This window comes from Pseudomonas sp. TYF_14, assembly GCF_043105275.1.
Taxonomy (GTDB): Bacteria; Pseudomonadota; Gammaproteobacteria; order Pseudomonadales; family Pseudomonadaceae; genus Aquipseudomonas; species Aquipseudomonas alloputida.
Map to the genome: position 1 here is coordinate 163,304 of NZ_JBICLK010000086.1, position 12,071 is coordinate 175,374.

The following is a 12,071-nucleotide window of genomic DNA, read 5'->3' on the forward strand; positions in this document are numbered from 1 at the left end:
TCGACTGGAATCATTATGTCCGGCTGCACCCCTGTTTTTGCCTTGTCCCTGCGTGGGACCATCGCCGCCCTGTGCGGCTCGCTGCTCGCGCCCATGGCCCTGGCCGCCGGCCCTGGCCATGAAGACCATGTGCACGACGCACCCGAGTTGAGCCCGACGGTGATCACCGCCGTGGCCCCGAGTTCGCCGCTGACTGTGGTCACCAACCCGAAAGACCCGCGCCAGCCAGTGCCGGCCAGCGACGGCGCCGACTACCTGAAGACCATCCCCGGCTTCTCGGCAATCCGTGCTGGCGGTACCAACGGCGACCCGGTATTGCGCGGCATGTTCGGCTCGCGCCTGAACATCCTCACCAACGGCGGCTTGATGCTTGGAGCCTGCCCCAATCGCATGGACGCACCCACGTCCTATATCTCGCCAGAAACCTACGACCGCCTGACCGTGATCAAAGGCCCGCAGAGCGTCATCTGGGGGCCCGGCGGCTCGGCCGGCACCATCCTCTTCGAGCGCGAACCTGAGAAATTCGGCACCCTCGGCAGCCGCGTCAACGCAAGCCTGCTGGCCGGCTCCAACGGCCGCTTCGACAAGGTGCTGGATGCCGCGGCCGGCAACAGTCAGGGCTATGCCCGCTTCGTCGGCAACCAGTCACGCTCGGACGACTACCACGACGGCAACAACGACACCGTGCCGTCGCGCTGGGAAAAGTGGAACGGCGATGTCGCCCTCGGCTGGACACCCGACCAGGACACCTTGCTGGAACTGACTGCCGGCAAGGGTGACGGCGAAGCCCGCTACGCCGGGCGCGGCATGGACGGCTCGCAGTTCAAGCGCGAAAGCCTGGGCCTGCGCTTTGAAAAGTCCAACCTCGGCGAGGTGCTCGACAAGGTCGAGGCGCAGGTCTACTACAACTACGCCGACCATGTGATGGACAACTACAGCCTGCGCACGCCGTCGGGTAGCGGCATGATGGGCATGCCGATGGTCAGCAACGTCGACCGCCGCACCATGGGCGCACGCATCAAAGCCACCTGGCGCTGGGCCGACGTGCAACTGATCAGCGGGATTGACGCGCAAACCAACGAACATCGCCAGCGTGGCGGTATGGGTGTGGACGCACACAAGGGCCAGGCCTGGACCAAGGACGCCGACTTCCACAACTACGGCGCCTTCAGCGAACTGACCTGGTACGTCAGCGGTGAGGACCGCTTGATTACCGGCGCCCGCCTGGACCGCGCCTCGGCGCGTGACTTCCGCAAAACCAGCGCCACCGAAGGCGACACCCGTGCCGACACCTTGCCGAGCGGTTTCATCCGCTACGAGCACGACCTGGCAGCCATTCCGGCCACCACCTACATCGGTCTCGGCCATGCCCAGCGCTTCCCCGACTACTGGGAGCTGTTTTCACCCAAGCTGGCACCACCCGGGGCAGCCAATGCCTTCGACGGCATCAAGCCAGAGAAAACCACCCAGCTCGACTTCGGCATCCAGTACCGCACCGAGCGCCTGGAGGCCTGGGCTTCGGGCTATGTCGGGCAGATTCGCGACTACATCCTGTTCGACTACCGCACCGGCATGATGGGCATGAGCACCTCCCAGGCGCAAAACATCGACGCCCGCATCATGGGTGGCGAACTGGGCGCCGCCTACCAGCTGACTGACAACTGGAAGGCCGACGCCACGCTTGCCTACGCTTGGGGCAAGAACAGCAGTGACGGCAAGGCGCTACCTCAAATGCCTCCCCTGGAAAGCCGCCTGGGCCTGACCTACAGCCGCGACGTGTGGAGCGTCGGCGCACTGTGGCGGCTGGTGGCGGCGCAAAACCGCATTGCCGAAAACCAAGGGAACGTCGTCGGCAAGGACTACGACAAGAGCGCCGGCTTCGGCGTGTTCTCCCTGAACGGCGCCTACAAGGTGAACAACAACCTCAAGCTCAGCGCAGGGGTCGACAACCTGTTCGACAAAACCTACGCCGAGCACTTGAACCTGGCCGGGAACGCCGGGTTCGGCTACCCGGCTACAGATCCACAGCCGGTCAATGAGCCAGGCAGGACCTTCTGGACCAAGGTCGACTTCAGCTTCTGACAACAACGGGCGCAGCTTCGGTTGCGCCTTTCAGCTGGTCAAAAAAGGAGGTTCCCATGAGAGGAACACGCGTCTCTTTCTATAACCTGGCCTGGCGTTGGCATTTTTATGCGGGGCTGTTCGTGGCCCCGTTCATGATCCTGTTGGCAATCACCGGGATCATCTACTTGTTCAAGCCCCAGCTCGCCCCGCTGCTGTACCGCGACCTGATGGTGGTCGAGGCCGGCCAGCACCGGCAGGGCGCAGACACGATGCTGGCTGAAGTGCGCCAAGCCTACCCAAAGGGCCACATCGCCCAGTACTTGCCGCCACTGAACGCCGCGCGCAGTGCGCAGTTCGTGGTGCATGACGGCGGGCGCGAACTGAACGTGTTCGTCGACCCATACAGCGGCAAGGTCCTCGGCGAACAGGACGGCAAGCAGAACCTGCAGGCTATCGCCCGCGCCCTGCATGGCGAGCTGATGGTCGGCACGGTCGGTGACCGGCTGGTGGAACTGGCTGCGGGCTGGGGCATCGTGCTGGTGGTATCGGGCCTGTACCTGTGGTGGCCGCGCGGGCGCAGTGGCGCTGGCGTGCTTTGGCCGCGGCTGTCGGCGCGCGGCCGGCTGTTCTGGCGAGACCTGCACGCGGTAACCGGTTTCTGGGGTTCGGCCTTGCTGTTGTTGATGCTGGTCAGCGGCATGACCTGGACCGGCTTGTGGGGCAAGCAGTACGCTGATTTGTGGAACCGCTTCCCGGCAGCCATGTGGAACGACGTGCCCAAGTCGGACCAGCAGGCGCGTGAGCTGAACAGCGCACACCGCCAGACCGTGCCCTGGGCCATGGAAAACACGCCGATGCCACAGTCCGGTGCACACGCCGAGCACGCCGGGCACCACATGATGTCGGACATGCCCGCAGCGCCCCAGGTGAGCGTGCAGCAAGTCGAAGACATTGCCACTTCGCGTCAGGTCGAGCCGGGCTACAGCATTACCCTGCCCACCACGGCAGACGGCGTGTTCACCATTGCCGTGTTCGCCGACGACCCGCGCAACGACGCCACCCTGCATGTCGACCAATACACCGGCAAGGTTCTGGCCGATGTGCGCTGGCACGACTACAGCCCGGTTGCCCGCGCCACCGAGCTGGGGGTGATGCTGCATGAGGGCAAGATGTTCGGGGCGCTGAACCAGATCATCATCCTGCTGGTGTGCCTGATGATTCTGCTGGGTTCGGTGAGCGGGCTGGTGATGTGGTGGAAGCGCCGGCCTGAAGGCGGGCTGGGCGTGCCGCCTTTGCGTCATGACCTGCCACGCTGGAAGGCCGCGGTGGGGGTGATGCTGGTGCTGGGGCTGATGTTCCCGTTGGTGGGCGTATCGATGGTGGTGATGTGGGTGGTGGACAGCCTGGTATTGCGCCGCCGCCGGGAGCTGGCCAGCGCCTGAGCCCTGCATAACCTGCACTGGCCTCTTCGCGGGCTTGCCCGCTCCCACAGGATCTCTGCCGCCCTCAGGCGTGGCGCGATACCTGTGGGAGCGGGCATGCCCGCGAAGAGGCCGGTGAAGGTCTCGAACTTTTCCTGCGAAAGCACGGCTGCCATCTGAAAATCGTGGCGATCTGTCGCGATCTCGAATTGGAACGCCCGTGTTAGCCTAGCCGGCGACTTTCAAGGGAATGCAGCTTATGACCGCAATTTCACCAAAACCACAAGAAGAGCAGCACCTGCAACGCAACCTGACCAACCGCCACATCCAGCTGATCGCCATCGGCGGCGCGATCGGTACCGGTCTGTTCATGGGCTCAGGCAAGACCATCAGCCTGGCCGGGCCATCGATCATCTTCGTCTACATGATTATCGGCTTCATGCTGTTCTTCGTCATGCGCGCCATGGGCGAACTGCTGCTGTCGAACCTGAACTACAAGTCGTTCATCGACTTTTCCGCCGACCTGCTCGGCCCCTGGGCCGGCTACTTTACTGGCTGGACCTACTGGTTCTGCTGGGTGGTCACCGGCATTGCCGACGTGGTCGCGATCGCCGCCTACACGCAGTTCTGGTTCCCCGACCTGCCGCAGTGGATACCGGCGCTGACCTGCGTAGGGCTGCTGCTGTCGCTGAACCTGGTCACCGTGAAAATGTTCGGCGAAATGGAGTTCTGGTTCGCCCTGGTCAAGATCGTTGCCATCCTCGGCCTGGTCGCTACCGGCCTGTACATGGTCATCACCGGCTTCACCTCGCCAAGCGGGCGCACCGCCCAGCTGGCCAACCTGTGGAATGATGGCGGCATGTTCCCCCATGGCCTGATGGGCTTCTTCGCCGGTTTCCAGATCGCCGTGTTCGCCTTCGTCGGCATCGAGCTGGTGGGTACCACCGCCGCCGAAGCGAAGAACCCGGAACGCACCCTGCCGCGGGCGATCAACTCGATCCCGGTCCGTATCATCGTGTTCTATGTGCTGGCGCTGATCGCGATCATGGCCGTGACCCCGTGGCGCGATGTGGTGCCCGGCAAAAGCCCGTTCGTTGAGTTGTTCGTGCTGGCAGGCCTGCCGGCGGCGGCAAGCATCATCAACTTCGTGGTGCTGACCTCGGCGGCTTCGTCGGCCAACAGCGGCGTGTTCTCCACCAGCCGCATGCTCTACGGCCTGTCGCAGGAAGGTGACGCGCCCAAGGCTTTCGAGAAGCTGTCGAGCCGTTCGGTGCCGGCCAACGGCCTGTATTTCTCGTGCACCTGCCTGTTGCTCGGTGCGGTGCTGATCTACCTGGTGCCGAACGTGGTCGAGGCATTCACCCTGGTCACCACCGTGTCGGCGGTACTGTTCATGTTCGTGTGGACGCTGATCCTGCTGTCATACCTGAAGTACCGCAAAGACCGCGCGGCGCTGCACCAGGCATCGAACTACAAGATGCCGGGCGGGCGCTTCATGTGCTACGTGTGCCTGTCGTTCTTTGCGTTCATCCTGGTGTTGCTGAGCCTGGAGGCGGATACCCGTTCAGCACTGGTGGTGACACCGATCTGGTTTGTCGTGCTGGCGGTGACCTACCAGCTCGTACGCAGCAGGCGCCATCCCCGCACGGCCGTGCGTAACGGCTGATGGCCTCGGGGGCTGTTCCCACGAAGGCACGGTGTACGCCGTCCGATGTGGGAGCGCCCTTGTGTCGCGATGGGCCGCACCGCGGCCCCAATCCTGTGCACACAAATCCATCAGGCACCAACCTGGATCCAACCAACGCCCCAAGACCTCGCACAGCCCCTCTAAACCGTACCTTTCGCCACTAGGCACAGCCCTTGCAACGCCCTCCCCGCTTGCCCAACACCATAAAAAACTCAGCGGAGAGAGCACATGAAGCGTCGCAGTCTGATCAAGGCCCTTACCCTCAGCGCATCGATCGCGGCGATGGGCCTGAGCTGGAGTATCCAGGCCGCCGAGACCATCAAGGTCGGTATCCTGCATTCGCTTTCCGGGACCATGGCCATTTCCGAGACATCGCTCAAGGACATGGCGCTGATGACCATCGAGCAGATCAACGCCAAGGGTGGCGTGAACGGCAAGATGCTGGAACCGGTGGTGGTCGACCCGGCGTCCAACTGGCCGCTGTTCGCTGAAAAGAGCCGTCAACTGCTGACCCAGGACAAAGTGGCCGTGGTGTTCGGCTGCTGGACATCCGTGTCGCGCAAGTCTGTTCTGCCGGTGTTCGAAGAACTCAACGGCCTGCTGTTCTACCCGGTGCAGTATGAGGGCGAAGAGATGTCGCCGAACGTGTTCTACACAGGCGCCGCCCCGAACCAGCAAGCCATCCCGGCCGTGGAATACCTGATGAGCGAGGACGGCGGCAGCGCCAAGCGCTTCTTCCTGCTGGGCACCGACTACGTCTACCCACGCACCACCAACAAGATCCTGCGCGCATTCCTGCACAGCAAAGGCGTGGCCGACAAGGACATCGAAGAGGTGTACACGCCGTTTGGCCACGCTGATTACCAGACCATTGTCGCCAGCATCAAAAAGTTCTCCGCCGGCGGCAAGACCGCGGTCATTTCCACAGTCAATGGTGACTCCAACGTGCCGTTCTACAAGGAACTGGCCAACCAGGGCCTGAAGGCCACCGACGTGCCGGTGGTGGCCTTCTCGGTGGGCGAGGAGGAACTGCGCGGCATCGACACCAAACCGCTGGTGGGCCACCTGGCGGCGTGGAACTACTTCGAATCGGTGGATAACCCGGTCAACCAGAAGTTTGTCGCCGACTGGAAGGCCTACGCCAAGGCCAAGGGCCTGCCGGGTGCCGACAAGGCCGTGACCAACGACCCCATGGAAGCCACCTATGTAGGCATCCACATGTGGGCACAAGCGGTGGAGAAAGCCAAGTCCACCGACGTCGACAAGGTCCGCGAAGCACTGGCCGGGCAGAGCTTCGAGGCGCCGTCGGGCTTCACCCTGACCATGGACAAGACCAACCACCACCTGCACAAGCCGGTGATGATCGGCGAGATTCAGGATGACGGCCAGTTCAGCGTGGTGTGGGAAACCGAGCAGCCGCTGCGGGCGCAGCCATGGAGCCCGTTCATTCCGGGCAATGACAAGCGGCCAGATTACGCCGTGAAAGGTAACTGAGTGCATGGGGCTGCTTTGCAGCCCATTCGCGGGTGAACCCGCTCCTACAAGGACCGCGCAGGTTTCAAACCTTGCACCGTCTCTGTGTAGGAGCGGGCTCACCCGCGAAGAATCCAACACCGATTTCCAGGATTGCCCGCATGCTCAGACTCCTGCTCACCCTCCTGCTGCTAATCCCCCTGGCAACCCACGCCAGCGAGGGCGAATTCTTTCTCACCGCCAAGCCCGCCGAGCAGGCCGGCCTGCTCGAAGGCTGGGCAGCACAACCCGATGCCGCGCGCCTGCCGCTGCTGGAAAACCTGCGCCAAGGCCGCATCGCCACCGATGACACGCGCAAGGTGCGCCTGAACAACCGCCTGCGCGGCCTGATCGACAACGCCCTGGCCAGCCACCAGTTGCTCAGCGACAACAGCGAAACCCGCCTGGCCGCAGCCCAGCAACTACAGAAAAGCGCACAACCCGCGCAAATGGCCTTCCTCGACCGGCGCTTCGCCGCCGAGCCGGACGCCGCCGTACAGGCCGCCCTCGGTCTGGCCCTGGCCAACCTGCAGCTGGGCGCCAGCGAGCCTGCGGTACGCCTGGCCGCCGTGCGCCTGCTGGGTGAAACCGGCGACCCGCTGGCCCGCACCCGCCTCGAAGCCCTGCTGCAGCCCGATGCAGAACTAGACCCGGGCGTGCGCACAGCCGCCGAAACGAGCCTGGCCCAGGTCAAGCGCAAACTGCTGGTAGGCGAGCTGCTCGGCCAGGCCTTCAGCGGCCTGTCGCTGGGTTCGGTCCTGCTGCTGGCAGCGCTGGGCCTTGCGATCACCTTCGGCCTGCTCGGGGTGATCAACATGGCCCATGGCGAGATGTTGATGCTCGGCGCCTACAGCACCTACATGGTCCAGGTACTGCTGCAGCGCTTCGCCCCAGGCGCCATCGAGTTCTACCCGCTGATTGCCCTGCCGGTGGCCTTCGCCGTCAGTGCCGGGGTAGGCATGGCGCTGGAGCGCACGGTGATCCGCCACCTGTACGGCCGCCCACTGGAAACCCTGCTGGCCACCTGGGGCATCAGCCTGATCCTGATCCAGGCCATCCGCCTGCTGTTCGGCGCGCAGAACGTCGAAGTGAGCAACCCGGCCTGGCTGTCCGGCGGCATCCAGCTGCTGCCCAACCTGGTGCTGCCGTACAACCGCCTGGTCATCATCGGCTTCGCCCTGGCCGTGGTGCTGCTTACCTGGCTGCTGCTCAACCGTACCCGGTTGGGGTTGAACGTGCGCGCAGTCACCCAGAACCGCAACATGGCCGCCTGCTGCGGCGTGTCCACCGGGCGCGTCGACATGCTCGCCTTTGGCCTTGGCTCGGGCATCGCAGGGCTCGGTGGCGTGGCTTTAAGCCAGGTGGGCAACGTCGGCCCGGACCTGGGCCAGAGCTACATCATCGATTCGTTCCTGGTGGTGGTGCTCGGCGGCGTCGGGCAGCTGGCCGGTAGCCTCTGGGCCGCGTTCGGCCTGGGCATCGCCAACAAGCTGCTGGAGCCGCAGATCGGTGCCGTACTCGGCAAGATCCTCATCCTTGCGTTGATCATTCTGTTCATCCAGAAACGCCCGCAAGGCCTGTTCGCCCTCAAGGGACGGGTAATCGACTGATGAACCAGCCACTGCTTGTCACTGCTACGCAAAAGGCCGGCCCACGCCTGACCCTTGCCATCGGTGCCGTCGTCGTCCTGCTGCTGGTGGCTTTGCCACTGTGCTCACTGCTGCCGGCAGATCATGCCCTGCACGTGTCGGCCTACACCCTGACCCTGGTCGGCAAGATTCTCTGTTACGCCATCGTCGCCCTGGCCCTGGACCTGGTCTGGGGCTATGCCGGGCTGCTGTCACTGGGCCATGGCCTGTTCTTCGCCCTGGGCGGCTATGCCATGGGCATGTACCTGATGCGACAGGCCGCCGGCGACGGCTTGCCTGGGTTCATGACCTTCCTGTCGTGGACCGAGCTGCCCTGGTACTGGGCCGGTACCCAGCATTTCGCCTGGGCCCTGTGCCTGGTGGTGCTGGCACCCGGGCTGCTGGCGCTGGTGTTCGGCTGGTTCGCCTTCCGCTCGCGGATCAAGGGCGTGTACTTCTCGATCATGACCCAGGCCCTGACCTTTGCCGGCATGCTGCTGTTCTTCCGCAACGAAACCGGCTTCGGCGGCAACAACGGCTTCACCAGCTTCCGCACCATCCTCGGCTTCGACATTGCAGCCCAGGGCACCCGCGCGGTGTTGTTCCTGCTGACCGTGGCCCTGCTGCTGGCCAGCCTGTACCTGTGCTGGCGCCTGACCCGCAGCAAGTTCGGCCGCCTGCTCACCGCCGTGCGTGACGCTGAAAACCGCATGATGTTCTGTGGCTACGACCCGCGCGGCTTCAAGCTGCTGGTGTGGGTACTGAGCGCCGTGCTGTGCGGCCTGGCCGGTGCCCTGTACGTGCCGCAGGTGGGCATCATCAACCCCAGCGAGATGTCGCCGACCAACTCGATCGAAGCCGCCGTCTGGGTAGCCTTGGGCGGGCGCGGCACGCTGATCGGTCCGCTGCTCGGTGCCGGCCTGGTCAACGGCATGAAAAGCTGGTTCACCGTGGCCTTCCCCGAGTTCTGGCTGTTCTTCCTCGGCGCGTTGTTCATCCTCGTTACCCTGTACCTGCCCAAGGGCGTGGTCGGCCTGTTGAAGAAAAGGAGCCAGCCATGAGAGGCGTGCCCCCAGTCCACCCGGAGTTCATGCTGGAACCGGTATTCGACAACCTCGGCGCCGGGCGCGATGCCATCGGCCTGGGCCAAAGCCGCAAGGCCGGCCTGGATACCCGCCACGGTACGGTGCTGAGCCTGGAAGACATCAGCGTCAGCTTCGATGGTTTCAAGGCGCTCAACACGCTGAACCTGTACATCGGGGTGGGCGAGCTGCGCTGCATCATCGGCCCCAACGGCGCCGGCAAGACCACGATGATGGACGTAATCACCGGCAAGACCCGCCCCGACAGCGGCACGGCTTACTTCGGCGACACCCTCGACCTGACCCGCATGAGCGAATACCAGATCGCCCAGGCCGGCATTGGCCGCAAGTTCCAGAAGCCCACAGTGTTCGAAGCGCTGACCGTGTTCGAGAACCTGGAGCTGGCGCTGAAGACCGACAAGTCGGTGTGGGCCAGCCTGGCCGCGCGCCTGAGCGGTGACCAGCGCCAGCGCATCGAGGACGTGCTGACCACCTTGCGCCTGCTGCCGCTGGCCCAGCGCCAGGCCGGCTTGCTGTCGCATGGGCAGAAGCAGTTTCTGGAGATCGGCATGCTGCTGGTGCAGGAGCCGCAACTACTGCTGCTGGATGAACCGGTGGCAGGCATGACCGATGCCGAGACCGAATTTACCGCCGAGCTGTTCAAGGGCCTGGCCGGCAAGCATTCGCTGATGGTGGTGGAGCATGACATGGGCTTCGTCGGCAGCATTGCCGACCATGTGACCGTGCTGCACCAGGGGAGCGTGCTGGCAGAAGGCTCGCTGGAGCAGGTGCAGGCAGATGAGCGGGTGGTCGAGGTGTATCTGGGCCGGTGACCGGATTTGAAATTTTTGGAGCCTGTGCCGGCCTCTTCGCGGGTAACCCCGTTCCTACAGTGGGCGTAATGCCATGGGGCGGTTCCCGTCGTAGGAGCGGGTTTACCCGCGAAGAGGCCGGCACAGGCACAGCATCCCTTTCAGGAACTCTCACATGCTCAAGATCGACACCCTGCACCAGTACTACGGCGGCAGCCACATCCTGCGCGGCCTGTCCTTCGAAGCCAAGATCGGCGAAGTGACCTGCCTGCTGGGCCGCAACGGCGTGGGCAAGACCACCTTGCTGCGCTGCCTGATGGGCCTGGTGCCCGCCCGCGACGGCAGCATCGAATGGGAAGGCAAGCCGATCACCGCGCTCAAACCGCAGCAACGGGTGCAGGCCGGCATCGCCTACGTGCCCCAGGGCCGCGAGATCTTCCCGCGCCTGACCGTCGAGGAAAATCTGCTGATGGGCCTGTCGCGCTTCCCCGCCCGTGAAGCCCGCGAGGTCCCGGCCTTCATCTACGAACTGTTCCCTGTGCTGGAGCAGATGAAACAGCGCCGCGGTGGCGACCTGTCTGGCGGCCAGCAGCAACAGCTGGCCATCGGCCGCGCCCTCGCCAGCCGCCCGCGCCTGCTGATTCTCGACGAGCCGACCGAAGGCATCCAGCCCTCGGTGATCAAGGAAATCGGCGCGGTCATCCGCCGCCTGGCCGAGCGTGGCGACATGGCGATTTTGCTGGTGGAGCAGTTCTACGACTTTGCCGAGGCGCTGGCTGACCAGTACCTGGTCATGGCCCGTGGCGAAATCATCCAGCGCGGTCGCGGCGAAAACATGCAAGCCGAAGGTGTACGCGGGCTGGTAACCATTTAATCTGCGAGCAACGACCTTGCGAGACGCTGTCATGAGCTACGAAATTCGCGATGCCCTGCACACCGACGTGCCAGGCATACTCGACATCTACAACGACGCGGTGCTCAACACCACGGCGATCTGGAACGAAACCCCGGTGGACCTCGACAACCGCCAGGCCTGGTTTGAAGCGCGTGCGCAGCAGGGCTACCCGATTCTGGTGGCGGTCGATGAAACCGGCGTGCTGGGGTATGCCTCGTTTGGCGACTGGCGACCTTTCGAGGGCTTTCGCCTGACCGTTGAGCACTCGGTGTACGTGCGCAGCGACCAGCGTGGCAAAGGGCTCGGGCCGGTGTTGATGGCGGTGCTGGTCGAACGCGCGCGCGGATGTGGCAAGCATGTGATGGTGGCAGCGATCGAGCGTGGCAATGCAGCTTCGGTGCGCCTGCATGAGCGGCTGGGCTTCGTGGTGACCGGCCAGATGCCGCAGGTGGGGGTTAAGTTTGGCCGCTGGCTTGATCTGACCTTCATGCAACTGGTGCTGAACCCGGGCGCCGAACCGACCTGAAATGCGGTCCATCGTGTGAGCATCGCGAAAGGGCTGCAAAGCAGCCCCGGCAATTTTGCGGTGGAGCAAAGATCTGGGGCTGCAAAGCAGCCCATCGCGACACAAGGCCGCTCCCACAGATGCCGGCACGGCCGGCCTACAACTGGATAAACCGGCCCAGCCGCTGCTTCAGCATGCTGTTCTCACTGCGCAACTGCTGCACTTCCTGCAACAGCTCCAGCGCCAGCGCCACCCCTTCCCACTCCAGTTCCAGCTCCTGGTGCAGCTTCACCGCTCGTTTGGTCACCAACGGCGCCTGATCGTCAAACAGCCAGTCCTCCGGCGTTCGCCCGGAAGGTTCGACAATGCCGTGCTCGACGATTTCGATCACGCATTCAGCCGTGACATCGGCTTCCTGACACAGGGTACGCATGTCCAGTTGAACGATCAGGGTGCTGCTCATGA

At 64.1% G+C, this 12,071-nt stretch carries 10 protein-coding genes; 9 read left to right on the forward strand and 1 reads right to left on the reverse strand.

What is annotated here, in order from left to right; genetic code table 11:
* Positions 1-15: 15 nt before the first annotated feature.
* The 9 genes from ACF8O8_RS23485 (at position 16) to ACF8O8_RS23525 (ending at position 11,627) form a co-directional block, all read left to right on the forward strand.
* Entirely contained in the window at positions 16-2,082 is a 2,067-nt protein-coding gene (locus ACF8O8_RS23485) for a TonB-dependent copper receptor (protein ID WP_392510570.1), read from the forward strand.
* A gap of 56 nt (positions 2,083-2,138) precedes the next feature.
* Complete coding sequence (locus ACF8O8_RS23490; protein WP_392510571.1) at positions 2,139-3,506, forward strand: PepSY-associated TM helix domain-containing protein; 1,368 nt, start codon at positions 2,139-2,141, stop codon at positions 3,504-3,506.
* Positions 3,507-3,744: 238 nt separating this feature from the next.
* Positions 3,745-5,151 carry a D-serine/D-alanine/glycine transporter gene (cycA, locus tag ACF8O8_RS23495; protein WP_392510572.1) on the forward strand — a complete coding sequence of 469 codons (1,407 nt, stop codon included), beginning with the start codon at positions 3,745-3,747 and terminating at the stop codon, positions 5,149-5,151.
* Positions 5,152-5,400: 249 nt separating this feature from the next.
* Positions 5,401-6,666 carry an urea ABC transporter substrate-binding protein gene (gene urtA / locus ACF8O8_RS23500; protein ID WP_003249642.1) on the forward strand — a complete coding sequence of 422 codons (1,266 nt, stop codon included), beginning with the start codon at positions 5,401-5,403 and terminating at the stop codon, positions 6,664-6,666.
* A 140-nt stretch (positions 6,667-6,806) separates the two neighbouring features.
* A complete protein-coding gene (gene urtB / locus ACF8O8_RS23505) occupies positions 6,807-8,294 on the forward strand; it encodes an urea ABC transporter permease subunit UrtB (protein ID WP_064491161.1) in 1,488 nt (495 codons plus the stop codon).
* Positions 8,294-9,373, forward strand: a complete 1,080-nt coding sequence (gene urtC, locus ACF8O8_RS23510; RefSeq protein ID WP_010955449.1) for an urea ABC transporter permease subunit UrtC — start codon at positions 8,294-8,296, stop codon at positions 9,371-9,373. The genes urtB and urtC overlap by 1 nt, the downstream gene beginning before the upstream one ends.
* A complete protein-coding gene (urtD, locus tag ACF8O8_RS23515) occupies positions 9,370-10,227 on the forward strand; it encodes an urea ABC transporter ATP-binding protein UrtD (protein WP_010955450.1) in 858 nt (285 codons plus the stop codon). The genes urtC and urtD overlap by 4 nt, the downstream gene beginning before the upstream one ends.
* A 154-nt stretch (positions 10,228-10,381) precedes the next feature.
* A complete protein-coding gene (gene urtE, locus ACF8O8_RS23520) occupies positions 10,382-11,080 on the forward strand; it encodes an urea ABC transporter ATP-binding subunit UrtE (protein WP_010955451.1) in 699 nt (232 codons plus the stop codon).
* A 31-nt stretch (positions 11,081-11,111) separates the two neighbouring features.
* The gene (locus ACF8O8_RS23525) at positions 11,112-11,627 is read left to right on the forward strand and encodes a GNAT family N-acetyltransferase (RefSeq protein WP_392510573.1); all 516 of its coding nucleotides are present in this window, start codon (positions 11,112-11,114) and stop codon (positions 11,625-11,627) included.
* Between the two features lie 136 nt (positions 11,628-11,763).
* On the opposite strand, the gene ACF8O8_RS23530 is transcribed toward ACF8O8_RS23525, so the two are convergent.
* Complete coding sequence (locus ACF8O8_RS23530) at positions 11,764-12,069, reverse strand: chaperone modulator CbpM (RefSeq protein WP_010955453.1); 306 nt, start codon at positions 12,067-12,069, stop codon at positions 11,764-11,766.
* Between the last annotated feature and the right edge of the window lie 2 nt (positions 12,070-12,071).

What these genes read in the sequence shown, in the direction of transcription:
- ACF8O8_RS23485 (WP_392510570.1), top strand. Translation starts at nt 16, where the DNA reads ATGTCCGGCTGCACCCCTGTTTTTGCCTTGTCCCTGCGTGGGACCATC.
- ACF8O8_RS23490 (WP_392510571.1), top strand. Translation starts at nt 2,139, where the DNA reads ATGAGAGGAACACGCGTCTCTTTCTATAACCTGGCCTGGCGTTGGCAT.
- cycA (WP_392510572.1), top strand. Translation starts at nt 3,745, where the DNA reads ATGACCGCAATTTCACCAAAACCACAAGAAGAGCAGCACCTGCAACGC.
- urtA (WP_003249642.1), top strand. Translation starts at nt 5,401, where the DNA reads ATGAAGCGTCGCAGTCTGATCAAGGCCCTTACCCTCAGCGCATCGATC.
- urtB (WP_064491161.1), top strand. Translation starts at nt 6,807, where the DNA reads ATGCTCAGACTCCTGCTCACCCTCCTGCTGCTAATCCCCCTGGCAACC.
- urtC (WP_010955449.1), top strand. Translation starts at nt 8,294, where the DNA reads ATGAACCAGCCACTGCTTGTCACTGCTACGCAAAAGGCCGGCCCACGC.
- urtD (WP_010955450.1), top strand. Translation starts at nt 9,370, where the DNA reads ATGAGAGGCGTGCCCCCAGTCCACCCGGAGTTCATGCTGGAACCGGTA.
- urtE (WP_010955451.1), top strand. Translation starts at nt 10,382, where the DNA reads ATGCTCAAGATCGACACCCTGCACCAGTACTACGGCGGCAGCCACATC.
- ACF8O8_RS23525 (WP_392510573.1), top strand. Translation starts at nt 11,112, where the DNA reads ATGAGCTACGAAATTCGCGATGCCCTGCACACCGACGTGCCAGGCATA.
- ACF8O8_RS23530 (WP_010955453.1), bottom strand. Translation starts at nt 12,069, where the DNA reads ATGAGCAGCACCCTGATCGTTCAACTGGACATGCGTACCCTGTGTCAG.